This window comes from Thalassolituus sp. ST750PaO-4, from assembly GCF_020320405.1.
In the GTDB taxonomy this organism is placed as follows: Bacteria; Pseudomonadota; Gammaproteobacteria; order Pseudomonadales; family Oceanobacteraceae; genus Venatoribacter; species Venatoribacter alkanivorans.
In genome coordinates, this window is sequence record NZ_JABVCB010000007.1 from 478,159 (window position 1) to 502,227 (window position 24,069).

A 24,069-nucleotide genomic window follows, 5' to 3' on the forward strand; every position below is an offset into this window, starting at 1 on the left:
GGCAACATCCAGCGTGGCATCTTCGTTCAGGGTTTTGGCTGTAATAGTGCCTATGACCGGTGCATCGTTTACCGCATCAACGGTGACATTAAAACTGGTGCTGTCGCTCAGGGCACCGTCGGATACCTGTACCGTAATGCTGCCGGCACCGTTGAAATTGGCTTGTGGCGCAATGGTTAAGGTGGTGCCGCTGATGCTGGCGCCCAGTTCGGTGGTAGCGGAGGTAATGCTGTAGGTTAATGAGCCGCTGTCGATATCTGTGGCACTCAGTGTTACACCCAGTGTGGCATCTTCGTTCAGGGTTTTGGCTGTAACCGTGCCTATTACCGGTGCATCGTTCACTGGATCAACGGTGACATTAAAACTGGTGCTGTCGGTCAGGGCACCATCGGATACCTGTACGGTGATACTGCCGGAGCCGTTGTAATTGGCTTGCGGTGTGATGGTTAAGGTGGTGCCGCTGATGCTGGCGCCAAGCTCGGTGGTAGCCGAGGTGATGCTGTACGTCAGGCTATCCCCATCAGCATCGGTCGCGCTCAGTGTTACATTCAGCACGCTGTCTTCATTCAGGATTTTCGCGGTAATCGTTCCCATCACCGGCGCGCTGTTGGCAGTTGCTGCCAGTGTCCAGCCGATGTCCGCCAGTAGATATTTGGCCAGGCCGGCGTCATCAAGAAACTCAGTGTACTGCGGTTCCATAATTTCATTGGGGGTGGCAGCAGTATCAAAATGGCTGACTGAGGACCCCGGGGTATAGCTTGTGGGGGCGTACATCTGCATGCGGCTATTGTTAACTCCAGAGCTGAAGCCACCCAGCTGAGCATTGGTTTGGGTACCATCCCAGACCAGATTGCCATTATTAATGGTGGCAGCTGCCCGCTGTGATTGGTTCAGGGTTGTCACCCGGGCACTTTGCGTCGCATCGTAAAGCAGTTTGCTGTAAGGGTCATAAACGTAATTACCATTGACCGTCGCACCAGTGCTGCCGTCAGGGTTCAGTAACGACAGAAAGCCCATACCGTGCATGATTTCATGTAAAACGACCGACAGCAGTGAATTACCGCTGCCGGCCGGATCATCAAATCCCAGATACCAGCCTGAGCTTTGTAAGCAGCCGGGATTACCAATGCCGCTGTTGAACTGGGCGTTAATTTCGGTCGCTGCCGGGGTTACATCGCTGCCCTGCAGCTGGTTTGCCAGAGCATCGGCATACACCGTCCATTCACTGCCATCGTTAATAAACTCATAGTCGGCAGCACCGGCGCTGCCCAGTGTGGCGCTGTTGGTATCGCAGAAGAGTGGGTCAAAGGAGGAGTTGACGTTAACGGTGACAGCAATGTCGAAGGTTGCGTTAAGAATATCGGCAGCGCGGTTAAACACCGCCAGACGCTGCGCGCCTAAGGTGGTGGCTGTGTTACCGCCGATCGCGCTGACTGCAGTGGTATCGTTAAAGCCTTCGCCGGCACCATCGGCATTAACAATCTGAATGCCGGCAGCATAGGACTGAGCCGCACCGAACAGTGTCAAAGCAAGAAAAGAGACTTTCAGACAATGCATAACAGACCTCATGGCTTAGCGGGTTCAGTCGTGGCGGGAGCCATCTGGGGTTGCGGGGTCGAAGCTGGCTGATCTGCGATGGGATAAACGATGCGCTCTTCGGTGCGCAGCTGACCGTTCTCATCGATAAAAGCCACAATGACCGTGTGATACTGGCCTTTGGCATCCATGGAGTAGCCGCCAGAGCGATTGGGTGTCAGCAGTAGCTGGCTTTGTGGAATCCGGCGCTGTTCGATATCGGCGGCTAACGCCGGTGGCAGGGAATACTGTCCCTCATCCTGAGGATGGGTATGTAATGGCCCTTTGGCTGTCAGAGTCAGATCTGGCTGGCGGATTGGCAGCGGCGAGGCCGGAGTCGTGTTGTCGGACTGATTAACATCCGGTGTGGTAATAACGGGCGTCTGAGCAGCTGCTGATTGTTCAGGTTGCCCGGAATGACTACCGGCGACTTCTACCAGAGACTGCCGGCTTATCTGGCTGCCAATAATGACAGCCAGTGTCAGTGCAGAAAACCCCAGCAGTACAGCTACTTTCTTAGCGGATATCGTGTGTTTAACGGACATAACCCAGCCTGAACATCGGTGTGTTTAAAAGGCTAGTGGGTTATGCACAAATAACCACTGCACCGGGTAATGATTAGTTACGCCGTGTACTGTTGATTTTTATATTATTTCTCGTTTAAAGAGTTTTCAGGCGGTGCTTCCGTAACCCCTGTTATTACCGCTTGCTCAGCGCGCGTTTGGTCAGGGCGGTGGCTTCGGCGCTGAGCGGGTCTTCCGGCCAGGGATGTTTCGGATAGCGGCCACGCATGTCTTTGCGCACCTCCGCATAGGTGTTACGCCAGAAGTGTGGCAGATCGCGGGTGACCTGCAGTGGCCGGCGCGCCGGTGACAGCAGGTGAATCAGTAAGGGCAGGCGGCCGTTAAGAACGGCGGGCTGGCCCTCGTAGCCAAACATTTCCTGCAGTTTTACGGCCAGTACCGGCGGTTGATCCTGGGTGTCCTGGCGGTTCGGATCGTTGCTGTACTGCAGTTCAATGCGCGAGCCACTGGCAACCTGCCAGTGCGTGGGCAAGAGCTGTGCGAGCTGTTGCTGCTGTTCCCAGCTGAGCAGACTGAGCAGGGCATCGGCCAGCGCGATTTTATTCAGATCGCGCAGGTTTCGGGCGTTGTCACAGAACGGCAGCAACCAGTCATCCAGCCGTTGCAGCAGGCCCTGATCGCTGACATCCGGCCATAGCTCCGTTTCAGCGCCGTTGGGATTCAGATACTGAGCCGCCAGTGCCATGCGGCTGCGTACGGTGTTGGCGTCATCCTGCCAGGGCAGATCGCTCAGGCCACGCTGCATAAAGTAATCACGCCAGGCCTGTTGCCATTCGGCGGCAGACAGCGCCGGCAGCGGCTTGCTGTTCAGGATCAGCTGTCCCAGACACTGATGGCGCAGGGCTTTCAGCTGGCCGCTGTCGTTCCAGCCAATCTCGGTGCGCTCACTGAACAGTTGTGGGGCGATTTCCTGTAAAGACGCCATGCTGTTGCTGTGCAGCGTTGCCGCCAGACGGATACGATCCGGCTGGCCGCCGCTGATATCGGCAATGGCCAGGTAATTGGCGTTGTGCAGATCGCTGTTATGTTGCAGTTCGGCGCCGCTGCCAGCGCTTAAACGAAACGTCTGGGCATTAGCGCTGCGTTTCTGTGCGATGCGGTCGGGAAAGGCGAGGGCGATGATTAAACTGCAATCCAGGGCGGGGCTGCCATCCGGAGTATTGGGCGAAGAGGTTGCCTGCAGCTGTCGCTGCCAGCGCTGTGCCAGCGGGCGTACGCGGTTATTCCATAAGCCTTGCTGGCGGCGCGCCTGACTCAGCAGACGTTCGGCATCATCGCTGTGACGCTGCTGGTGAGGCCATTCCTGCAGCACGGCAACCAGTTCACAGGCTTCTGCCGCCATACCCAGCTGTTGTGCGCAGAGCAGGGCATGGGCCCAGCGTGGCTCGAGGCCGAGGGCGGCGCAGCGCTGACCATGTTCGTTCAGGCGCAGCGCCGCATCCGGCTGCAGCATACCCAGCTGAGTCAGCACCTGCCGGGCCTGATTGAGGCTGGCGGCAGGCGGAGGCGTAAGCCATAGCAGGTCGTTAAGATCCGCGCCCCAGTGCAGTAATTCCAGCAGCAGCGGCGCCAGATCGGCATCCAGAATTTCGGCGCGGATATGGGGCTCGCGCCGGCTTTGTTCCTCTTCGCGCCATAAACGGTAGCAGAAGCCTTCAGCCTGACGTCCGGCGCGGCCTGCACGCTGGACACTGGATGCCTGCGAAATAGTCCGGGTCTGCAACTGGCTGATACCGCTGGCCGGGGAGAAGCTCATGCGCCGTTCAAGACCGGAATCCACCACAATGCGCACGCCATCGATGGTCAGCGAGCTTTCGGCAATGTTGGTGGCCAGAATGACTTTGCGCATGCCCGCGGGCGCGGGGGTCAGTGCGGTTTTCTGTTCACTGTCGCTCAGCTGGCCATGAAGGGGGGCAAGCAGTACTCCGCTCAGCGTCTCCTGCAGCAGTGTCTGCACGCGGCTGATGTCGGCGACGCCGGGTAAAAACGCCAGCACATCGCCATTGCTATGAGTATTGAGGGCTTCACGGATAACGCTGGCGCAGTGCTCGGCCAGACGGACGTTACTGTTTGGCAGAGGCCGGTAAAAATGACTGACCGCAAAACCACGGCCGGGGCTATGCAACAGCGGCGCCTGCAGTTTATCGCCGAGGCTGTCGGCATCAAGGGTGGCGGACATCACCAGAAGCCGCAGTTCCGGCCGCAACAGCTGCTGACACTGATGCGCCAGTGCCAGCGCCAGATCGGAATGCAGGTTACGCTCGTGGAATTCATCGAAAATAATCAGGCCGACACCGTTAAGCTCAGGGTCATCCTGCAGCATGCGGGTAAGAATACCTTCGGTGACCACCTCAATCCGGGTAGTGGCTGATACCTTTTGCTCCAGCCGGATGCGGTAGCCGACGGTTTCACCAGCCGCTTCATTCAGCTGCTGCGCCATAAAGCGCGCAGCATTACGGGCGGCCAGGCGACGGGGTTCCAGCATGATGATCTTCTGCCCGCCGAGCCAGTCTTCATGCAACAGAGCCAGTGGTACGCGGGTGGTTTTACCAGCACCGGGTTCGGCACTCAGCAGCACATTCATATGCGTGCTCAGCTGTATGCACAGGTCAGGCAAAAGCGGATCAATGGGCAGGGCAGAAGGCGATGATGGCGAGTCAGGCGATGTGGTCACAACAGCAGCTTTGTTCCGTCAGAAAAGACTTATGCTACCATGGCCTGACTATGGCGGCGTCCTGCTATCAGCGATAGGAGCAATAATGTCAGAGCCTAAAGAATCCGGAAGTACCGTGGTGGATTTTCGCCAGGCTGGTGAAAAGCACCGTCATGCGCGTATGCATGATGAAAAAGAAGCCAAAGTGGAAGCCATGCGTGAGCGCTTTGCGGCGGCATTGCCGGATAAAAAAACACCGGTTAAAGATTATCTGAAGAAAAAACGGGCAAAGAAAAAGCGCTGAGATCAGTCGCGCCCGGTACCGGCTTTATAGCCCTGCAGAAATTTCAGCAGATCAGGCTCTGGCAAAGGTTTTGCCAATAAGTAGCCCTGAATATTGTCACAATCTTTGCTGCGCAGCAGGGCCTCTTCTTCTTCTGTTTCGACCCCTTCAGCAATCACGCTCATATTCAGGCTGTGACCGAGGGTAATAATGGTATCCACCAATGCCTGCTTACGGGGATTGGCGGTCATCTGATGAATAAAGCTGCGGTCGATTTTCAGTTTATCGGCGGGAAACGCGGCCAGATACGACAGCGATGAGAAACCGGTACCGAAGTCATCGAGTGCAACGCGTATTCCGGCCTGTTGCAGTTTTTGCAGAAAGGTGCGGGTTTCCTGTTGATTGCGGATCAGCAGACTCTCGGTAATTTCAACCAGCAGACTACCGTGTGAAACTCCGGATTCTTCAACCTGAGCAATAATTTTATCGGCCAGGCTATGGTCATAAAATTCGGCGGTGGACACGTTAACAGCAATCGGAACATGAAGTCCCTGTTGCTGCAGGCGATTGATCATGGCCAGGGCTTCCTGTCTGACCCATTGGCCGATTTCACGGATCATGCCGGTTTTTTCTGCTAACGGAATAAACAGATCCGGGCGTACCAGTCCCCGTTCCGGATGATTCCAGCGAATCAGCGCTTCCAGCTGCACTATGCAATTGTCACTGAGGCGTTTTATTGGCTGATAATGCAGCTCCAGCTGATTACGGCTGACGGCAAAATGCATTTCCTGATGCAGTAAAGCCTGGGTTTTTGCTGCTTCGAACATGGCCGGTGTAAAAAAAGCGTAGCCATTACGGCCGGCATTTTTCGCCGCATAAACCGCCTGTTCGGCAGCCTTGAGTAATTGTTCCAGTGTGCTGCCATCACCGGGGTAGCAACTGATGCCGATACTGGAAGAAATGCGGCAGTCGCGCATCTGGCGGATGGTCAGGCTGCGGCTGACATTTCTCAGTAATTTGTCGGCTAACTCCCGCAGTGCCTGCTGATCGTGTTCACCGGTAATAATAAAACCAAATTCGTCGCCACCGAGGCGGGCAATGGTGTCCTGTGGACGCATGCTCTGTTGCAGGCGGGTGCCGACCTTAACCAGTAATTCATCACCGGCATCGTGACCCAGGGTATCGTTGATTTCTTTAAAGTAATCGAGGTCCATCAGCAACACAGAAAACGCGCGTTGCTTACGTCGCCCCTGTTCCAGAGTCCAGTTCAGGCGTTCATAAAACAGATTGCGGTTGGGCAGGCTGGTGAGCAGATCGTAGCTGGCCTGATACTGAATGGTTTCTTCCGAGCGTTTACGTTCGCTGATGTCGCTGATCAGGGCAACGTAACGTTTGATCTCGTTTTGTTCATTACGGACGACGGAAAAGCACAGCTCGGCATTAAAGCGTTCACCATTACGGCGGCTGATCAGCAGTTCGGTTGTCCAGCTGCGCCAGGATGGCAATTTATCGAGGATGTCGCGGTACTGCTGCAGGGATTTACTGTCGGCGGAGAAGAAACCGGGTTTGCGGCTGAGCACTTCAGCGGCGGGGTAACCGGTTATCTGACTGAAAGCCGGATTAACTTCGACAATATTAAATTCGCTGTCGGTAATAATCAGCCCCAGCGGCAGATGCTGGGTAATGGTTTCAGTCAGCTGGCGGTGGTTCTGGGCGCGGCGGAATTCGATACTGGCCTGAGCCAGGCGAGCGGCTTCGTGAATCAGCAGCAGGTCGAGGCCGGTCGGATGGCGCACCTCACGATAGTAAAGGCCAAATACGCCGAGCACCGTACCCTTACTGCCCACAATCGGCTGCGACCAACAGGCCCGCAGATTGGCCTGAGCAGCCAACTCGCGGTAATCCTGCCAGTAAGGATGACGCTGAATATCCTCAACAATGACCAGGCGTGAGGTGGCTGCAGCGGTGCCACAGGAACCGACCCCCTCACCAATGCTGAGATCATTCATTGCTGCGACGTAAAAATCAGGAAGGTTTGGAGCTGCGCCGGGAAGCAGGCGTTTGCCGTCATCGCTGAGCAGCATGATGGAGGCAATACAGTCGGGTTGTTTTTCCTGAATCAGCAGTACCAGTTCATTCAGCAGCATTTCCAGCGGACGGCCACTGAGCAGCATTTCCAGAAAATGGTTATAGCGGCCAATACCGAGACGAGAAACGTCACTCAGACCATGCTGGATAGAATTTTGGGGCATACACTGCATTCAGATGAAGACTGAACCCAAGTGTAGCGGTATCTGCAGGATTTGAAACCGCTGTCGCAGGAATGAGGCCTGTGCAAAGCGGGAATGAGAGGGTATTTATTCTGTGGTTGCGCTGGATCAGGAAAAAGCACCACTTCCGGAATCCGGAGGCGGTGCTTTTTATCAGCGTCAGATATTACGCACCGACCAGAGACTGGCCACAGACACGGACGATGTTACCGCTGACACCGGAAGCCGCCGGATTGGCAAAAAACGCGATGGTTTCCGCCACATCAACCGGCTTGCCACCTTGTGACAGGGAGTTCAGGCGACGGCCGATTTCACGGGTCATCAGCGGGATGGCATCGGTCATCGCGGTTTCGATAAAGCCCGGTGCCACGGCATTGATGGTGATGTCTTTGGCCATCAGTTCGTCAGCCATGTACTGCACATAACCGATCACACCGGCTTTGGAGGCCGCGTAGTTGGTCTGCCCGGTCTGGCCGGCGATACCGTTCATGGACGATACGCAGATAATGCGGCCGCCGTTGTTCAGCGTACCCTGTTCAAACAGCACGTGGTTGATGCGCTCTTCCGCCGACAGGTTGATGTCGATGGTCATGTTCCACCAGTGTTCCGGCATATTGGCCAGGGTCTTATCGCGGGTGATACCGGCGTTATGCACGATGATGTCACCACCGCCCATTTCTTTCAGTTTGTCGGAAATCTGTTGTGGTGCCTCGGCGGAGGAAATATCACCGAGCAGGGTTTCGCCACCGATTTCAGCCATCACGCGGCGCAGATCGCCTTCCGCTGGCGGAATATCCAGACCCAGAACGGTCGCGCCGTCGCGCGCCAGAGTACGGGCGATGGATTCACCAATACCACGGGAAGCACCGGTCACCAGCGCGATTTTACCGGCCAGCGGCTTGTGCCAGTCCGGGTAGGCAACGTCCTGCGCTTTACGCACGGTCAGCACCTGGCCATCGACATAAGCGGACTTGGCGGAGATTACGAAGCGGAAGGCCGCATCAAGGTTTTTCTCAGCACCGGTTTCAACGTAGATTGCCTGAGCGGTGGCGCTTTTCTTGCCGATTTCTTTCGCTACAGAACGGGAGAAACCTTCCAGTGCGCGCATGGCGGCAGCCTGCTCGCCGGTGGCGGCTTTCATATGTGGACGACCCAGTACGATCACACGACCATTGCTGTTCAGCTTACGCATCACCGGGTTAAAGAAGTAATACAGCTGGTTCAGGTCGGCGGTGTCGGCAAAGCCGGAAGCGTCGAATACAAAGGCATCGAACTTGTCAGTCATATCGGCACTGCATTCGATGCCGACAGCTTTGATACCGTGCTCGCTGGCGGCGGCAACGATGGCGGCAGCGGTTTTTGCTGCTGCCGGGAAGAATACGCTGGCCTTGGCATCTTTCAGGTTGCGCATGATGTCACTCAGCAGCGCGGCGTTTTCGCAGGCGCCGATCAGCACACGGCCTTCAAAGTAAGTCGCCTGATTCGGGTTGTAGCGTTTCAGTTCAATCGATTTGGGCAGAACTGATTTCATCAGACTGCGGCCCATACTGCTGTCGAGTACAGATTCAATAAAATTGCTCATGGTCGGGTCCTGATTAACACACAGATAACAAAGAAAATGGCACAGCGCCGGACGGTAGCAGATTACAGCAGCAATTATCAGGAGTGAAATTGACCAGATAAGAGGGGAAAACTGTCACTTCAGCCAATGCCAGCCATTGTGCGGGCGCTAAACTGAGCAGCGTTTATGGCAGAGTACGCTGAGCCTGCCGTTGTGATATCTATGTTTACCCAATAATCAGAACCAATACAGGATTTCCGGCATGACCAAGAGCAGTGCTAAACAGACCATCCGCCGCGTAGCCATCATTGGCGGTAACCGTGTTCCTTTTGCGCGTTCCAACACCGCGTATTCCTATGCCTCTAACCAGGACATGCTGACCGCAGCGCTGAATGGTCTGGTTAACCGTTACAACCTGCAGGGCGAGCAGATTGGCGAATTCATTGCCGGTGCGGTAATCAAGCACAGCCGTGACTTTAACCTCGCGCGTGAAACCCTGCTCAGTACCGCCCTCGACCCACGTACTCCGGGTGTTGATATTCAGCAGGCCTGTGGTACCGGTCTGCAGGCCATCATTATGGCGGCGAATAAAATTGCCCTGGGCCAGATCGACAGCGCGATTGCCGGTGGCTCCGATACCACTTCCGATGCGCCGATCGGTGTGAACGAAGGCCTGCGTAAAATCCTGCTGGACGTAAACCGCGCCAAGACCACCGGTGAAAAGCTCAAGCTGCTGGCGAAAATCCGCCCTAAGCATCTGGCGCCGCTGGTACCGCGCAACGGCGAGCCGCGCACCAATCTGTCCATGGGTGAGCACACCGAGCTGACGGTAAAAGAATGGGGCATCTCGCGTGAAGAGCAGGACGAAATTGCCTTTAACAGCCACACCAATCTGCTGGCTGCTTACGACCGTGGTTTCTTCGATGATCTGGTCAGCCCTTACCTGGGTCTGGAAAAAGATAACCTGGCGCGCACGCCGAATCTGGAAAAGCTGGCCAGCCTGAAACCGGCTTTCGATAAGAAATCCGGTAAAGGTTCGCTGACCGCGGGTAACTCCTCGGCGCTGACCGATGGTGCTTCTGTGGTTCTGCTGGCGTCTGAAGAGTGGGCGAAAGCACACAACCTGCCGGTTAAGGCTTACCTGAGCTTCCATGAAACCGCGTCTGTCGATTTCTTCGGTAAAGACGGTAATAAAGATAAAGAAGGTCTGCTGCTGGCACCGGCTTATGCCGTACCACGTATGCTGGAACGCGCTGGTCTGACCCTGCAGGACTTTGATTTCTACGAAATCCACGAAGCCTTTGCCGGCGTTGTCGCTTCCACCCTGAAGGCCTGGGAAGACGAGAAATTCTGCAAAGAAAAACTCGGTCTGGACAAGCCGCTGGGCAGCATCGACCGCAGCAAACTGAACGTGAACGGTTCCTCCATTGCGACCGGCCATCCGTTTGCAGCCACCGGCGGCCGTATTGTCGCCTCGCTGGCGAAAATGCTGGAAGAGAAGGGTTCAGGCCGTGGTCTGATTTCGATCTGTGCCGCTGGCGGTCAGGGCGTTGTGGCTATTCTGGAACGCTGAGCCGTTCCAGACCGAAACAACAACGCACCAACGAGACAATAACTACACTCTCACCTCATAATACTTATAAATTTAACCCCGCTTTTGCGGGGTTTTTTTATGGGCCGAAAAACAGAGTTGTGTGGCTGGCGCAGCCGCAGCTCAATGTGTAAAGTCGGGCGCGCAACGGGCATCAATAAACATAAAACAGCAGCGGAAACAGAATGAATAAATGGCTGGCCTTAAGCGGGCTTTATATTGTGCAGGGTTTGCCCCACGGCTTTTTCGGGCAGGCGATGCCGGCGCTGATGCGTAAGCAGGGCATGGACCTGACCATTATTGGTCTGTTGTCTTTACTGGCCTTGCCCTGGGCGCTGAAGTTTATCTGGGCGCCCTGGCTCGACCGTATTTCGCTGCGAAAACAGGAATTCCGCCGCAGCTGGATTCTGACCATGAATTACAGCGCGGTGGCGGTATTGGTGGTGATTGCCAGTCAGCCTCTGGATTTATGGACCGGGCAGGCGATGGCGGTGTTTGTCGGTCTGCTGTTAATGCTGAACACCCTGATGGCGACGCAGGATATCGCCACCGATGCGATGGCCGTAGAAAACCTGCCGCCGGAGCAGCGCGGTATCGGTAATGGAATTCAAGTCGCCGGTTACCGGGTCGGGATGATTCTGGCCGGTGGCGCGCTGGTGTCGCTGTATCCGCTGCTGGGCTGGCAGAATTCGCTGTTGCTGCTGGCGTTGCTGATGCTGCTTGGCTCGCTGCCGTTGTGGTGGTTTAAGCCGCAGCCGCACGTGGTTGACCGCCAGCCGTTGTGGCCATTGTGGCTGGGCTTTTTCCGCCTGAAACATGCCGCGTTCTGGCTGCTGTTTCTGCTGGTGTATAAATTCGGTGATGCCTTTGGCACACCGATGATCCGGCCGATGCTGAGCGATGCCGGAGTCACACTGGAGCAGATGGGTCTGATTCTGGGAACCGTGGGTTTTCTGGCCGGTCTGCTTGGTGCGCTGGGCGGTGGCTGGCTGGTCGGTAAACTCGGACGGCAAAGCGCATTACTCGGATTTTTATTACTCGAAGCGCTGGCGCTGCTGTCGTATCTCGGCCTGCAGCCGGCGGCAGGGCAGGCGCCGGACTGGCTGCATATTTATCTGGCGGTGATCGTTGAACATATTGCCGGTGGTATGGCGACGGCAGCGTTATTTACCGTGATGATGGACCGCTGCCGCGAGCACTGTGCCGCCGCCGATTATGCCCTGCAAAGCTGTCTGGTGATTATTGCCGGTATGCTGGCCGGTGCACTTTCCGGTTTCAGCGCCAAAACTCTGGGGTATGATGGCCACTTTGTGCTGTCAGCCATTTTGTGTGTGGCGGCGATGAGTGCAGTCTGGGCGCTGGTACAGCGCGGTTTACTGCCGTCACGCAAGGCGCTGGTCGGAGCGGGCGCAGGCGCTGCAGATAAAACGACCAGGCAAAACGACCAGGCAAAACGAACAGGTAAGAGATAGTTATGAACGACACAGCCATTGATTTTCATCTCGACACCAAAGGGCTGTTCTGCCCGGAGCCGGTGATGATGCTGCACAACCAGATCCGCGATATGCAGATTGGTCAGGTGGTGGAAATTTTCGCCACCGACCCTTCGACCCGGCGCGATTTTTTAAAATTCTGCAATTTCCTGGAACATGAGTTATTGCTGCAGGAAGAGGTTGATGGCGTATTCCGTTTTCTGATTAAAAAGGCGAGTGACGATGAGTGAGTCTGATATCAGCGAGTCATTTGACAGGAAAAGGGCATCGCAGAGCGAACCTGAAGAAAACCCGCTGGAAGCAATCTGCCGTATGCGCCAGCAAAAACTCCATGCCTGTGCGTTAAAACAGAAAACAGAAATGGAAGAGATGCTGGCTACTGCGGATGCCAAGGCCAAATCTCAGAGTCAGGAAAGCGCAGACTGAATTGCTAAAAATAGTGAGAAGTGGCAATTTCCTGAACCAGAATCCCTTCAGTCAGACTTAGCTGAACTGCTTTCACGTTAAATTCATTTGAATACTGCCAGGTCTTTCCTGGCTGAGTATATTTGGGCATCGGACACCTCGTCAGTTTGACTTTAGTGTCCGTTAAAGCGGGGGAAGATCAGGGCGATGCTGCCTTTGCTTGTTATGTCTTTAGGGCTCATAGGTTGCTATCTCGCTGAGCCACCAGTTTAATTTATCATCGAGCTGCCAAAGCTCGGGAGTCTCAAAAGTTTTTTGGAGCACTTGCGCTTCTGTTTCGACGTCCAAAGCCTCGATCACTAGATTGCCACTCTCCCACAGCGTTGCTCTAGCAAGTAATCCATTTCCATCTATTTCGATAAAACGAACTTTAATGGAATCACCTAGTTCTTCTGTGATAGAAACGGCATAGCCTTCAGCCCCAAATATTTTAGATTTGGAATTCTTCCATTTTTCGAGGTATGCAAGTAGCTCATTCATAGTAAAACATAACGCCCACATAAAAGGCGAGCGTCAGCGAGTCCAGCGAGTCCAGTCCACACCTTTTGTGGGCGATTTTTGATGTGCTTGTTATGAGTTTCTATATGCATACGGTACAAATCAACTGATACAGATCTTCTTTATTGGACATACTCGGCTTTGATGATGATTTAATTACTTGATCAATCTCATGTAAGAAACCCTTACCTGGAGGAAAGCGTCCAGTATTAAGACCATCTTCTATAACACTTAGCCAATTATCCAACTGCTCACCTTCCATGTAATACATCGCAAATGCTTTCATTGCTTGATAACAGTCTTCGTTGGTAGGCCAATCCAAATTCACCACCTTGACTCAACGCCCAAAGCAACGGTGCGTAGAATCCGCTGCCTTTGCTTGTTAGAATCCTTACTCGCTAAGACTTCGTTAATGTCATTTTTGCCTTAGCCAGCAGCCAATACAATGGAATCTCAGATCGCAATCCACAGCTTTCGCAAATAAAAGCCTCATGTATATACAGCTCAGCGGCATTCGCCTTTTTAATCTTTAGTTTGGATTCGCAATGAATGCAACTGAGAAAGTCACCTAGCTGCTTTTGCAGCATTCTGCTAATAGTTAAGCTTCTGCCATCCAAAAATAGTGCTTCATAACATCCCATCATTGTAAGAATTAGATGAGATATAGTTTTTTCGTTTGTCGATCGGATACGGTTAAACGATTCTAGTGTAACTTGCGTGATATACAGGAAAATATACGGTAAATTTGACTCTAGAAACTCGTAATAGTAATCATCAAAGGCATCTTCGAATATGAAGTTTAGAGAGTAATTTTCTGTTTTAAGAAGCTCGCCCTGAGATGTTGTTAAATGCGTAGCTTTTTGCCAAGTTGGCTCAAAACCATTTTCATGCTTCTTTGAATAAACAATGTTCCAGATGGTTTCGGCATCAAAAGCTTCGTCTACATGTAATTTTTTAATGGCCTCGCCAATGATTTGAATGCGTTTTTCTTTTGTTACTCCGTTAAAGCTAATATGGTTGTTTGATTCAAATCTAGAAATAAAGTCATCTTCATCAGCCAAAATCCAAGATAAGAAGAATAAATGCTCTTTCAATGGTTTTCTTAGCAAAGAAAAAGCAACGGAAAACTTTCTCTTTTCCAGGCAAGTTAAGGCCTCGTAAATAAAGTTCAGCATATCTGAAGTTAAAGCCATAATAGTATGACTCACTAAGTGATGCCTGTACGGTTCGATTAGCTCGTTTTCCTTCATGTATTCAAGTAGATCTACATCTTCGAACTTATCTTCTTGTCCAGTTTCAACTATGACTTTCTCAAATGCATCTGCGACAGTATCTTGAACACGATTGAGATCGTACTCTACAAGCATTTGGGCCAATTTATCATGAAGATAAAAACAAAATTCATGTGCGACCCGATACTTATCAGGTAGTAACATGAGTCTATCTTCATCTATTATTCCAAGACTTCCCATATACTCCTCGGGCTTCTAACGCCGCGCTCTGCGGCAAACTTGGAGCGCAGCGGAAAGTTTGTCCGTCAGCAGTGCCTTGTTAGTTGCCATGCTTGAGGTTTAGCTCATAACTGACAAGCACCGATTTAGTATTTGCCTATTTCCTATTATTATTAGTTTTAGCTTCTTTCTAGTTCTGGTTATATTTTGGAATAACATTTTTACTGAGTCATAGTAAGTTCTTGAAGTATATATTAACAATCCGTCTGCGCCGTAAGAAAAATACTCATCAATAACAACAGCAACATTGTCGAATTCTTGACCAATAACTCGATGTGAATTTTTACTAGAAACCTGAGAGTATGACTCGTGATGTTCATTATTATATTGAGACGGTGTTAATCTAAGCACCTCCCAGCCTTCATTGCTTATCAAGGAGATATAATTTTTAACATTAGATGAATCTGTAAAATAGTCAAAATCAATATTTCCACAATTGGAAACAATAATGTTATTTCTCTTATTATCGAATAGCACCTTTATAAAGTTAGCAATTTCTTTATTGGTTCTTATTTTATCCGACAAGCTGTACCTAAATGCGCCAGCAATTGCATTTATCTTGCCTTCAATATCCATGCATGACTCAGACCTTGATAAGGTCTGCTGTCTATCATATGAAAAGATACAGTGCGTATTTTTTGTCGAGGCATCTGCCACTAGCTGGTCAAATTGATTTGAGTATATTCTTTGTGTTTCATCTACCACAACCAGGTCAACGTTAGTTAAATCATAGTTTCTAAAGTTTCGTATTGAAACGATGTTCCAGCCCGAGCTAATCAATTGAAGGTGCCCTTCGTTCAACTGCCCACAATGCACAACTATTGTCCTCATACCTCCCATAAAAGACTTTACAATATCATATGTTAGTAGCGTCTTTCCTGTACCTGCACTTCCAGTCAGTGAAGTAACAGAATATGATGAATTCGCAATATTGCTAGTAATTTGCTTCTTAATAGTTTCTTGCTGCCCAGTCAAAAAGTACTGACCGTTAAGAAATTTAGCCGTGGAATTGAAAGGAGATACTAAATAGTCAGAAGGGTTGAAAAGAGTATCTGGGCTATCGAGCTTAATTAAGTTTTGGCTAGTTAATAGTTGAATTAGAGATTCCAGTGAAACAATCTCTAATCCCCCTAAATTATTTAACTGGTACAGCGTTTTACTTTTAGCGACAAAACAATAATTATGAATAACTCTATTAATATGGTGAAGATAATATCTATTTTTAGTTAGCTGTTTATAAATCTTTTTTTCAGTGCTTTCATTCTTAATTTCAACATTAATTATGTAGTTCTCTCCAAAGCGGAGCAAATCAAATTCTTTGCTAATATGTTGTATTTTGTAGCCCACATAAAAATCATTGAATATATTGACAAATGATAGTAGTGCGAACATTTCGCTGACCAATGTTTTTAAGTCAATCAGTTCATTATCATTGATATCTATTTCATAGTGCTCTTTAAAAGATCGATACTCATTGGGATCTAAAGAGTCGTATGCTTGGGCAAGAGATAATAAGTTAATACTTTTCATTGGGCTGAATCAATTCTGTATATCGAGTCAAAATATTTTCATTTACCATACATTGCACGACTTGGGTAGATTGCTTGAAGCAACTAACAGTTTCTTAGTTGGCATGCTCACTAACACACCTAAGCCCTTATTCAGATTTTCAGCCTAACCTATTGTCCGGGCTGTAAAAATCATCGTTATTTTATTTCTTGTCAGGATATAAACGCGCATGCGCACTTTTATCCTGAACTGCTCTTTAGACTTTGCAGCTATCACTTTCCGACAGTAACCGTCGTTTATCTGTTCTTTTTATTCCAGACACGCTGCCGCTCGTCCTTGTATACGCAGGGCAGGAATCGCGTGGCTTTATCATTCGGGATTGTAAGCGGGGAGGGCGTGTGTCCGGACGGTGTGTTCGTACTATATAGCGGCATCCCTGCTTTTGTTCGAGAGTACTGAAATTCGGGGTTGGGTTCAATAATTGATAAAACTGGTTGCAAGTGGCAAGAGGCGACAATGGCTTTGGTGGGCAGTGCCCACCCTACCTATCAGCGTGAGGGCAGGGCTGGCACGTCGCGGATAAGATCCGCTCCCACAGTGCAGTGCCTGCTTTGAAATGTGGCTTCGGGCTTTAGCTTGTGCGCCTGCAGGACGCCGGTTTAAGCAATCCGTTGGCCGTTTCTGGGACAGTTGCATTCCCACGCGGAGCGTGGGAACGAGAAAGCTTGTGCGCCTGCAGGACGCTGTTTGACCAATCCGCTGGCCCTTGAAGCGACAGTTGCATTCCCACGCGGAGCGTGGGAACGAGAAAAGCGTATGGCTGGCCTGTCGCGGATAAGATCCGCTCCCACAGTGCAGTGCCTGCTTTGAAATATGGCTTCGCGTCATGGTTGGGGCGCAGGGCCGATTGTGTGCTCCTGCACAATCGGCATTTCCGCCATCCATGGCGGTCAGGCAGCCCCGCAAAGGCTGCTCAAGTGCAATCAGTGCTGTCTGGTTGCTCAGTAAACGGCATAAATAAAACGAGCCTCATCTGAGGCTCGCTATTTCTGGTTTTATGCTCTGCTACGGCTTACTTCGCCAGCAAATAATTCACCAATAAAGGCACCGGGCGTCCTGTAGCGCCCTTGGTTTTACCACCGGTATTCCATGCCGTACCGGCAATATCGAGGTGCGCCCATGGGGTGCCTTCGGTAAAGCGCGACAGGAAGCAGGCGGCGGTAGTGGCACCGGCCAGCGGGCCGCCGATATTGGCGATGTCGGCAAAGTTGGAATCCAGCAGTTCCTGATAATCGTCTTCCAGTGGCAGACGCCATACTTTGTCACCGCTGTGGCTGGCGGCATTCTGCAGTTCGCCGGCCAGTGCTTCGTCGGTGGTGAATAAACCGGAATTAACGCGACCCAGAGCGGCCATACAGGCACCGGTCAGGGTGGCGATATCAACGATGGAGGCCGGTTTAAAGTTGTCGATACCGTAGGTCAGGGCATCGCACAGCACCAGTCGGCCTTCGGCGTCGGTGTTGAGAATTTCGATGGTTTTGCCAGACAAGCTGGCAACGACGTCACCGGGCTTGCTGGCATGACCGGCGGGCATATTTTCGGCGCTGGTGATCATGCCGATGACATTGATGGCGGGTTTTAATGCCAGCAAGGCCTGCATGGTGCCGAGCACGGAAGCGGCGCCACACATATCATATTTCATTTCGTCCATGCCCAGACCCGGCTTGAGGCTAATGCCGCCGGTATCAAAGGTGATGCCTTTACCCAGAATCATATGCGGTGCGGCGTTTTTATCGGCGGCACCGTTGTATTTCATGATGATCATTTTGCCCGGCTCAGACGAACCTTTGGCAACGGAAACAAAGGCACCGGCGCCCATTTCTTCAAGCTGGTCTTCATCCAGAATGGTCACTTCCAGAGCACCACTGGCCGCCAGCTCCTGTGCCTGTTCGGCCAGATAACTAGGGGTACAGATATTCGGTGGCATATTGCCGAGGGTTTTGGCGTAAGCCACGCCCTGAGCGACGGCTTCGCCTTTATTCAGCGCGGCGCTGACATCGCTGCCCAGCCAGATAATGCTGTCGGGCTGGCGAACGTCGTCATCCTGCTTGCTTTTGGTTTCGGTAAAACGGTACAGCGCGTTGCCGAAGGCCATGGCGCTTTGTTCTGCCAGCCATTCTTCGCTCAGGTTATCATTGGCCAGTTCATTCAGGGCCAGGGCAATGCTGCCGGAAAAACCACTGCATGCGCTGGCGATGGCGTTCAGCACTTTAACCGCACTGCTGCGGGTCAGGGCGTCTTTACCGGTGCCAACCAGTAATACGCGGCTGGCCTTTACCCCGGCAACGGCCGGCAGTAACAGGGTCTGGGCCAGTTTACCGCTGATGTCTTTGTCATCGATGCGGGCCTGAATAAAACCGTTACTGGCATTATTGATGGCAGCGGCGGCGTCAGACAGCTTGCCTGACTGGTCGAGAGTGACCACAATACAGCTGGCTTGAACATCGGCGGCAGAATTCGTGGAAATCTGATATTGCATGATGGCTCCTGACGGGAAAAGAAAGGGCGGTGTTGCCTGCCCGTTTGACTCAAAGATGCGTTCAAGTGTACGAAAATCAAGGGCGGAACACAGCCGTTTGTTAGCAATAAGGTAAGTATTTTGATTCTTTTCCGTTATCTGGCCCGGGAACTGGCCGGCTCACTGGTGGCAGTGACCACTGTGCTGCTGATGATCCTGATGAGTGGTCGTCTGATTCAGCAGCTGGCAGCGGCCGCCGCCGGTGAGGTGTCGCTGGATATTGTGTTTTTTACCCTGCTTTTGCGCTTACCGTCTTTTCTGGAAATGATTCTGCCTTTGGCGCTGTTTATTTCCATCCTGCTGACCTATGGCCGTCTGTACGCCGAAAGCGAGATGACGGTGCTTACCGCCACCGGTTTTTCGGATAAAAAATTACTCGGTTACACCATGATTCCGGCATTGCTACTGACCCTGCTGGTGGCCAGTTTTACCCTGGTGCTGAGCCCCTGGGGGGCGCAGAAAATGGAAAACCTGTATGAAAAACAATCGAAATTAACCGAGTTTGAATTACTGGCGCCGGGGCGTTTCCAGAGTACCGCTACAGGCTCCCGTGTGACCTATACCGAATCGCTGTCGGGCGATAAAACCCAGATGCATCAGGTGTTTATTGCCGATGGCAACACGCTGCTTCTGGCTGAACGCGGTACTCAGTATGTGAGCGATGAAACCGGCTCACGCTTTCTGGAATTGCATAAAGGCCGCCGTTACGACCTGACTCCGGGCAGTGCTCAGTTGCAGGTGCTGGATTTTGATTTATACGGCGTAAAAATCGCTGACGAGCCGGAAGAGCGGCGCAAGCTGCGTAAAGAAGCGGTACCAACGCTGGAACTGATCGGTTCGGCTGAACCTAAGCATCAGGCACAGCTGCAGTGGCGTATTTCATTAATTTTAATGGTGCCCATTGTCACCCTGATTGCTTTTCCGTTATCGAAAGTGAATCCGCGTCAGGGGCGTTTTGCCCGGCTGTTTCCCGCCATTGTGTTGTTTATGGTGTATATCTCGCTGCTGATTGCCATGACCGGCATGATTGAAAAACGTACGCTCAATCCGGCCATCGGCCTGTGGAGTCTGCATATTGTTTATCTGCTGATTGCGGCGGGTTTGTTGTTACTGCCGGAGTGGATTCGCCGGCGCAAGATTAAGGGCCTGTAATGAATCAGCTGGATTCCTACGTCGCACGTAATGTGTTTATGGCCACGCTGGTGGTCATTATTGTGATTGTTGGCCTGGATGCGATTTTTACCTTAGTAGATGAACTCGATCAGCTGAAAGGCGATTATCAGTTTGCTCAGGCGCTGGAATTTATGGGCCTGCGTCTGCCACGTCGTGCTTATGAATATATGCCGATGGCCTGTCTGATCGGTTGTCTGGCTGGTCTTGGCAGCATGGCCGCCAACAGCGAATTAACGGTAATGCGTGCTGCTGGTATTTCCGTAGCGCGCATCAGTATTTCGGTACTCAAGCCAATGGCGGTACTGATGGTTTTCAGCCTGCTGCTGGCTGAGTTTGCTATTCCGACGCTGGAGCGTATTGCCCAGTCACAAAAAGCCGTAGCCCAGGGCAAAGGCGATGTGCTGTCGAATAAGGGCAAGGGTTACTGGCACCGTGAAGGCTACGATTTTATGCGTTTTACCGCGGTTGAGCCCGGTGGCGTACTGCACGGTGTCACCCTGTATGAATTTGATGTCGACCGCGAGTTGCAGCGGGTACGCACAGCGCAGCGGGCGATTTATCAGCGCTCGCACTGGCAGATGGAAGACGTTCAGGATGTATTGTTGCTGGGGGACCGTACCGAAGTGCGGCGCTTTCCTACCGCTTCATGGGATACCGAGTTAACCCCGGAAAGCCTCAGTGTGGTGATGATACAGCCGCGTGATATGTCGATTTCCAACCTGTTCAGCTATACCCGTTATCTGGCTAAGCAGGGACTGAATGCCGACAACTATTTATTATCCTTCTGGCGTAAGGTCACGCAGCCTTTAGGTACCTTTGCGCTGGTGATTCTGGGTATTTCTTTTATTTTCGGGCCGTTGCGCGCAGTGACACCGGGTTACCGGATTTTCTCCGGTATTCTGGTCGGGCTGGTGTATAAATACGCGGAGGAATTATTGGCACCGGCCAGCATTGTGTTCGGTTTTGCGCCCATCTGGGCGAGCATTATTCCGATTGCCGGCTGTTTTTTGCTGGGTGTGTTGCTGATGCGTAAGGCGGGGTAAGCGCCCCGTGGGCAGTGCCGGAAGGGCGTTTATTTCATGTTTTTCGGGATATAAACCATACGCGTCAGAGAGGCGATGTCATGCCAGCTGCGTTGTTGTTTATCAAACAGCATCCACCAGAAGCCGAGGCCCACAAACAACAGCGAGAAAAAACCAACCCCGGTGCGCAGCATACACTGGCTGAGCTGAATGCCAGTGCCTTTATTGTTGTCGTTCAGCAGTTTTAGTCCCCAGGCTTTCATACCAATGGTCTGGCCGCCACGACGCCAGGAATGGCTGTAATAAAGAAAGCAGATAGTAAACATGACGGACATCGACATCGCCGGGCTGAGACGCACAAACTCCGGACTGCCGATAATTTTGGATACAGCGGTGACCAGCAGGCCGCCGAGCATAATATAAAGAGCAATCAGAACCAGAGCATCGTAAGCCAGCGCCGCAAGACGGCGGGAAAGCGGAGCGGTCGGGTAATTCTGATCAGACATAACAACACCTGTAACGGTCGGCAAAGAACAGGCGCGCATCATAGCAAAAGAGCTGCGTCCTGACTGCCAAAGCAGGCTGCAGACGGGTAAGAAAGCGTCAGCCGTGCACTTTACCCGCTGACAGCCCGATGTATAAGGGCAAGTGATAAGGACGATTTGTGAACAAACAACAGGCCTGGGTTCTGGCCGCACGACCCAAAACCTTACCGGCGGCACTGGCACCGGTATTACTCAGCCAGAGTATGGCGGCAGCGGCCGGGGGATTTTCCTGGTCGCTGGCGCTGGTGATTCTGCTGTGTGCACTGGCACTGCAGGTGGCGGTGAATATTGCCAATGACCTGTTCGATTTTCAGCGTGGCATCGATGACGGCGTGCGCCTTGGTCCGGCGCGGGCAGCACAATCGGGCTGGCTCAGTGTGCGTGAGCTGCAGGGCGGGCTGATCCTGAGCTTATTGCTGGCTGTTATCAGCGGTGGCTGGCTGGTATTGCAGGGCGGCTGGCCCTTTGCCTTGCTGGGGCTGGCCTCAGTGCTGGGGGTACTGGCTTACAGTGCCGGCCCGGTGCCGCTGGCTTCCCATGGCTTGGGGGAGGTGACAGTCTTTCTGTTTTTCGGTTTGCTGGCAGTGTGCGGCAGTTATTATCTGCAGCGCCAGACATTGCCGCCGGATGTGTGGCTGGCGGCGGTACAGATGGGTTTGCTGACGGCGGCCATTATGCTGGTGAATAATCTGCGTGACCGCGACAGCGACGCGCTGGCTGGCAAAACCACTCTGGCGCTGTGGCTGGGGGAGCGTGCCACCCGGCTGGTGTATGCCGCGCTGATTTTATTGCCCTTTGTCTTGTTACCGACGAATATTCTGAGCTTTGTCTGGTGTGCGTTGCCGGCCGCACTGTGGCTGGTGCTGCGCATCTGGCGGCGTTATGGCATAAAACTGAACCGGCAGCTGGCTCAGACCGCGTTGTTTTGTCTGTTGTTTGCATTGCTGCGTGCGTTTGATTTTCTCGCGTTTTAAACCGCTCAGGGCGACAGATCAATATTCAGAACGATTGCAAAGGTTAGACTTTCAGCATCGTTATTATGAACACAGGCAGGAGAGTTAAATGGTTAATTTAGGTGATATCCGTCGGCAATACACTCAGGGCCGGTTAGATGAACAAACGGCAGCGGCCGACCCTATGACCCAGTTTCATGCCTGGTTTGAGCAATACCGTGGCACCAACCCACTGGAGCCAACCATTATGACGGTTGCTTCGGTTGATGCCGAAGGCCAGCCCTGGCAGCGTATTCTGCTGCTGAAGGCCTACGACGAAAATGGCTTCGTATTTTTTACCAACTACGACAGCAACAAAGGGCTGCATTTTGCGGCTAACGCTCATGCCAGCCTGCATTTTTTCTGGATCAATCTGGAGCGTCAGGTACAGGTGCAGGGGTTGGTGGAAAAGATCAGCCGCGCCGAGGCTGAAGCCTATTTTCACTCCCGTCCACGGGAAAGCCAGCTCGGTGCCTGGGCGTCAGCGCAAAGCCGTCCTCTGGCTGACCGCGCTACGCTGGAGGCTAAGTTTGCTGAGGTATCTGAGCAGTACGCCGGGCAGGACGTACCGCTGCCGGATTACTGGGGTGGCTATCGCCTGAAACCTGCGCGTATGGAATTCTGGCAGGGTGGTGAGCATCGTCTGCATGACCGGCTGGAATATTCTATGGCAGCCGGTGAATGGAAAAAGCAGCGCCTGAATCCTTAAGATAAAAATGCTTGAAATAAAAAAGCCCGGAATTTCCGGGCTTTTTTACGTTCAGGCTTTAAATGCCACGAAAAAATCAGATCTTCGCCATTAACGCTTCGGCCTGAGGAATATAGCTGCCACCAAACAGCAAAGCATGATTTAACAGATGATAGAGCTGATACACCGGGCGGCGTTTTTCGTAGTTGGCAGATAACGGATTGATACTTTCATAACCGTCGTAGAATTTTTTCGGGAAGCGGCCGAATAACTCGGTCATCGCCAGATCGGTTTCGGCATCGCCGTAATAGCTTGCCGGATCAAATAATACCGGGTAAGACAATTGTTTATCCGGATTAAAGCCAATATTACCCGACCATAAATCGCCGTGCAGTAACGAAGCATCAGGCTGGTGGCAGGCCAGTATCTCACTGGCGCGCTGTAAGGCTTTCTGACTGTGCGCCAGGCGGATACCGCGTTCAAGCAGTTGCGCGAGTAAGGGCTGCAGACGCTGGCCGATAAAAAATTCACGCCAGCTTTCCTGCCAGCGGTTGTCCTGAGCGGTTTCGCCACACCAGGTCATACGCTCGAAACCATAGCCTTTATCCGTGGTGTGGTGGTGCATCTGCGCCAGTTGCTGCCCGGCACTGAACCAGTCACCGTGTACTGCCAGAGGTATATGCTGCAGGATAAGATATGCCATCGGCTGGATATCTGGCTGTTTAACTGAGCCGAGTGCCAGTGGTGCGCAGGCTGCGATGGTTTGCGTGGCCATCATCCGCAGCAGGCATTCCTGTTCAGCGGCAAAGCGCGGCAGATAAGCCAGCTCCTGGCATTTAATAAAAAACGCGCCAGCGGCCGTCTGCACACTGAACTGCAGCTGATTTTTATGTTGATGGCGGCTGAAGCCGCGCAGATCGGCTGCGGAAGGAAACAGCAGCCTGTTATTTACCGCATCGGCCAGAACATCGCGGAGTAATGGCTGAGCTGTATGGTCGTCATGGTAACCGGGTGCACGCTCATCAAGGGCAAAAGCATGGTTCATAGCACAACACTCTGACGGTTAAACAGTTGTACA

Annotated in this window: 20 protein-coding genes; 9 read left to right on the forward strand and 11 right to left on the reverse strand. The window is 52.4% G+C overall.

Annotation, left to right across the window (positions count from 1 at the left end):
- From HUF18_RS07975 to hrpB, 3 genes are all read right to left on the reverse strand, one after another.
- On the reverse strand, positions 1 to 1,557 hold a 1,557-nt coding region (locus tag HUF18_RS07975; RefSeq protein WP_225691774.1), incomplete at its 3' end, for a tandem-95 repeat protein.
- Positions 1,558 to 1,565: 8 nt separating this feature from the next.
- On the reverse strand, positions 1,566 to 2,120 hold the full coding sequence (locus HUF18_RS07980) for a hypothetical protein (RefSeq protein ID WP_225691775.1): 555 nt from the start codon (positions 2,118 to 2,120) through the stop codon (positions 1,566 to 1,568).
- 154 nt (positions 2,121 to 2,274) lie between these two features.
- Positions 2,275 to 4,833 carry an ATP-dependent helicase HrpB gene (gene hrpB / locus HUF18_RS07985; RefSeq protein WP_225691776.1) on the reverse strand — a complete coding sequence of 853 codons (2,559 nt, stop codon included), beginning with the start codon at positions 4,831 to 4,833 and terminating at the stop codon, positions 2,275 to 2,277.
- 85 nt (positions 4,834 to 4,918) lie between these two features.
- Here hrpB and HUF18_RS07990 point away from each other — a divergent pair, with 85 nt between their 5' ends.
- On the forward strand, positions 4,919 to 5,116 hold the full coding sequence (locus HUF18_RS07990) for a tRNA (uracil-5-)-methyltransferase (protein WP_145469509.1): 198 nt from the start codon (positions 4,919 to 4,921) through the stop codon (positions 5,114 to 5,116).
- Positions 5,117 to 5,118: 2 nt separating this feature from the next.
- On the opposite strand, the gene HUF18_RS07995 is transcribed toward HUF18_RS07990, so the two are convergent.
- Both HUF18_RS07995 and HUF18_RS08000 read right to left on the reverse strand, forming a co-directional pair.
- Positions 5,119 to 7,347: a putative bifunctional diguanylate cyclase/phosphodiesterase gene (locus HUF18_RS07995; RefSeq protein ID WP_225691777.1), complete on the reverse strand. Its 2,229-nt coding sequence runs from the start codon at positions 7,345 to 7,347 to the stop codon at positions 5,119 to 5,121.
- 184 nt (positions 7,348 to 7,531) lie between these two features.
- Positions 7,532 to 8,947: a 3-oxoacyl-ACP reductase gene (locus tag HUF18_RS08000; protein ID WP_225691778.1), complete on the reverse strand. Its 1,416-nt coding sequence runs from the start codon at positions 8,945 to 8,947 to the stop codon at positions 7,532 to 7,534.
- Positions 8,948 to 9,188: 241 nt separating this feature from the next.
- Between HUF18_RS08000 and HUF18_RS08005 the strand changes: the two genes are divergently transcribed.
- From HUF18_RS08005 to HUF18_RS08020, 4 genes are all read left to right on the forward strand, one after another.
- A complete protein-coding gene (locus HUF18_RS08005) occupies positions 9,189 to 10,499 on the forward strand; it encodes an acetyl-CoA C-acetyltransferase (RefSeq protein WP_225691779.1) in 1,311 nt (436 codons plus the stop codon).
- Positions 10,500 to 10,702: 203 nt separating this feature from the next.
- Entirely contained in the window at positions 10,703 to 11,989 is a 1,287-nt protein-coding gene (locus HUF18_RS08010) for an MFS transporter (RefSeq protein ID WP_225691780.1), read from the forward strand.
- A gap of 2 nt (positions 11,990 to 11,991) precedes the next feature.
- Positions 11,992 to 12,240: a sulfurtransferase TusA gene (tusA, locus tag HUF18_RS08015; protein ID WP_225691781.1), complete on the forward strand. Its 249-nt coding sequence runs from the start codon at positions 11,992 to 11,994 to the stop codon at positions 12,238 to 12,240.
- Positions 12,233 to 12,436, forward strand: coding sequence for a hypothetical protein (locus tag HUF18_RS08020; protein ID WP_225691782.1), 204 nt, complete (start codon positions 12,233 to 12,235; stop codon positions 12,434 to 12,436). The genes tusA and HUF18_RS08020 overlap by 8 nt, the downstream gene beginning before the upstream one ends.
- A 210-nt stretch (positions 12,437 to 12,646) precedes the next feature.
- Here HUF18_RS08020 and HUF18_RS08025 read toward each other — a convergent pair whose 3' ends face one another.
- The 4 genes from HUF18_RS08025 to HUF18_RS08040 all read right to left on the reverse strand — a co-directional run bounded on the left by HUF18_RS08025 (position 12,647) and on the right by HUF18_RS08040 (position 18,532).
- Positions 12,647 to 12,955: an immunity protein TriTu family protein gene (locus tag HUF18_RS08025; RefSeq protein ID WP_225691783.1), complete on the reverse strand. Its 309-nt coding sequence runs from the start codon at positions 12,953 to 12,955 to the stop codon at positions 12,647 to 12,649.
- 416 nt (positions 12,956 to 13,371) lie between these two features.
- Entirely contained in the window at positions 13,372 to 14,445 is a 1,074-nt protein-coding gene (locus tag HUF18_RS08030; protein WP_225691784.1) for a hypothetical protein, read from the reverse strand.
- Positions 14,446 to 14,544: 99 nt separating this feature from the next.
- The gene (locus HUF18_RS08035) at positions 14,545 to 16,014 is read right to left on the reverse strand and encodes an AAA family ATPase (RefSeq protein WP_225691785.1); all 1,470 of its coding nucleotides are present in this window, start codon (positions 16,012 to 16,014) and stop codon (positions 14,545 to 14,547) included.
- A gap of 1,051 nt (positions 16,015 to 17,065) precedes the next feature.
- Complete coding sequence (locus tag HUF18_RS08040) at positions 17,066 to 18,532, reverse strand: leucyl aminopeptidase (RefSeq protein ID WP_225691786.1); 1,467 nt, start codon at positions 18,530 to 18,532, stop codon at positions 17,066 to 17,068.
- 120 nt (positions 18,533 to 18,652) lie between these two features.
- Here HUF18_RS08040 and lptF point away from each other — a divergent pair, with 120 nt between their 5' ends.
- Both lptF and lptG read left to right on the forward strand, forming a co-directional pair.
- A complete protein-coding gene (gene lptF / locus HUF18_RS08045) occupies positions 18,653 to 19,723 on the forward strand; it encodes an LPS export ABC transporter permease LptF (RefSeq protein ID WP_225691787.1) in 1,071 nt (356 codons plus the stop codon).
- Positions 19,723 to 20,787, forward strand: a complete 1,065-nt coding sequence (gene lptG / locus HUF18_RS08050) for an LPS export ABC transporter permease LptG (protein WP_225691788.1) — start codon at positions 19,723 to 19,725, stop codon at positions 20,785 to 20,787. Before lptF ends, lptG begins: the two co-directional genes overlap by 1 nt.
- Before the next feature lie 29 nt (positions 20,788 to 20,816).
- Here the strand turns inward: lptG and HUF18_RS08055 are convergent, their stop codons facing one another.
- Entirely contained in the window at positions 20,817 to 21,272 is a 456-nt protein-coding gene (locus tag HUF18_RS08055; protein ID WP_225691789.1) for an RDD family protein, read from the reverse strand.
- A 158-nt stretch (positions 21,273 to 21,430) separates the two neighbouring features.
- On the opposite strand from HUF18_RS08055, the gene menA reads away from it, so the two are divergent.
- Complete coding sequence (gene menA / locus HUF18_RS08060) at positions 21,431 to 22,285, forward strand: 1,4-dihydroxy-2-naphthoate octaprenyltransferase (protein WP_145470968.1); 855 nt, start codon at positions 21,431 to 21,433, stop codon at positions 22,283 to 22,285.
- Between the two features lie 88 nt (positions 22,286 to 22,373).
- A complete protein-coding gene (gene pdxH, locus HUF18_RS08065; protein ID WP_225691790.1) occupies positions 22,374 to 23,012 on the forward strand; it encodes a pyridoxamine 5'-phosphate oxidase in 639 nt (212 codons plus the stop codon).
- A gap of 76 nt (positions 23,013 to 23,088) precedes the next feature.
- Here the strand turns inward: pdxH and HUF18_RS08070 are convergent, their stop codons facing one another.
- Complete coding sequence (locus HUF18_RS08070; protein WP_225691791.1) at positions 23,089 to 24,036, reverse strand: fructosamine kinase family protein; 948 nt, start codon at positions 24,034 to 24,036, stop codon at positions 23,089 to 23,091.
- Between the last annotated feature and the right edge of the window lie 33 nt (positions 24,037 to 24,069).

What these genes read in the sequence shown, in the direction of transcription:
- HUF18_RS08000 (WP_225691778.1), bottom strand. Translation starts at nt 8,947, where the DNA reads ATGAGCAATTTTATTGAATCTGTACTCGACAGCAGTATGGGCCGCAGT.
- HUF18_RS08070 (WP_225691791.1), bottom strand. Translation starts at nt 24,036, where the DNA reads ATGAACCATGCTTTTGCCCTTGATGAGCGTGCACCCGGTTACCATGAC.
- HUF18_RS07980 (WP_225691775.1), bottom strand. Translation starts at nt 2,120, where the DNA reads ATGTCCGTTAAACACACGATATCCGCTAAGAAAGTAGCTGTACTGCTG.
- HUF18_RS08040 (WP_225691786.1), bottom strand. Translation starts at nt 18,532, where the DNA reads ATGCAATATCAGATTTCCACGAATTCTGCCGCCGATGTTCAAGCCAGC.
- tusA (WP_225691781.1), top strand. Translation starts at nt 11,992, where the DNA reads ATGAACGACACAGCCATTGATTTTCATCTCGACACCAAAGGGCTGTTC.
- HUF18_RS08005 (WP_225691779.1), top strand. Translation starts at nt 9,189, where the DNA reads ATGACCAAGAGCAGTGCTAAACAGACCATCCGCCGCGTAGCCATCATT.
- HUF18_RS08010 (WP_225691780.1), top strand. Translation starts at nt 10,703, where the DNA reads ATGAATAAATGGCTGGCCTTAAGCGGGCTTTATATTGTGCAGGGTTTG.
- pdxH (WP_225691790.1), top strand. Translation starts at nt 22,374, where the DNA reads ATGGTTAATTTAGGTGATATCCGTCGGCAATACACTCAGGGCCGGTTA.
- HUF18_RS08020 (WP_225691782.1), top strand. Translation starts at nt 12,233, where the DNA reads ATGAGTGAGTCTGATATCAGCGAGTCATTTGACAGGAAAAGGGCATCG.
- lptG (WP_225691788.1), top strand. Translation starts at nt 19,723, where the DNA reads ATGAATCAGCTGGATTCCTACGTCGCACGTAATGTGTTTATGGCCACG.
- HUF18_RS08025 (WP_225691783.1), bottom strand. Translation starts at nt 12,955, where the DNA reads ATGAATGAGCTACTTGCATACCTCGAAAAATGGAAGAATTCCAAATCT.
- HUF18_RS08035 (WP_225691785.1), bottom strand. Translation starts at nt 16,014, where the DNA reads ATGAAAAGTATTAACTTATTATCTCTTGCCCAAGCATACGACTCTTTA.
- HUF18_RS08030 (WP_225691784.1), bottom strand. Translation starts at nt 14,445, where the DNA reads ATGGGAAGTCTTGGAATAATAGATGAAGATAGACTCATGTTACTACCT.
- HUF18_RS07995 (WP_225691777.1), bottom strand. Translation starts at nt 7,347, where the DNA reads ATGCCCCAAAATTCTATCCAGCATGGTCTGAGTGACGTTTCTCGTCTC.
- HUF18_RS08055 (WP_225691789.1), bottom strand. Translation starts at nt 21,272, where the DNA reads ATGTCTGATCAGAATTACCCGACCGCTCCGCTTTCCCGCCGTCTTGCG.
- HUF18_RS07990 (WP_145469509.1), top strand. Translation starts at nt 4,919, where the DNA reads ATGTCAGAGCCTAAAGAATCCGGAAGTACCGTGGTGGATTTTCGCCAG.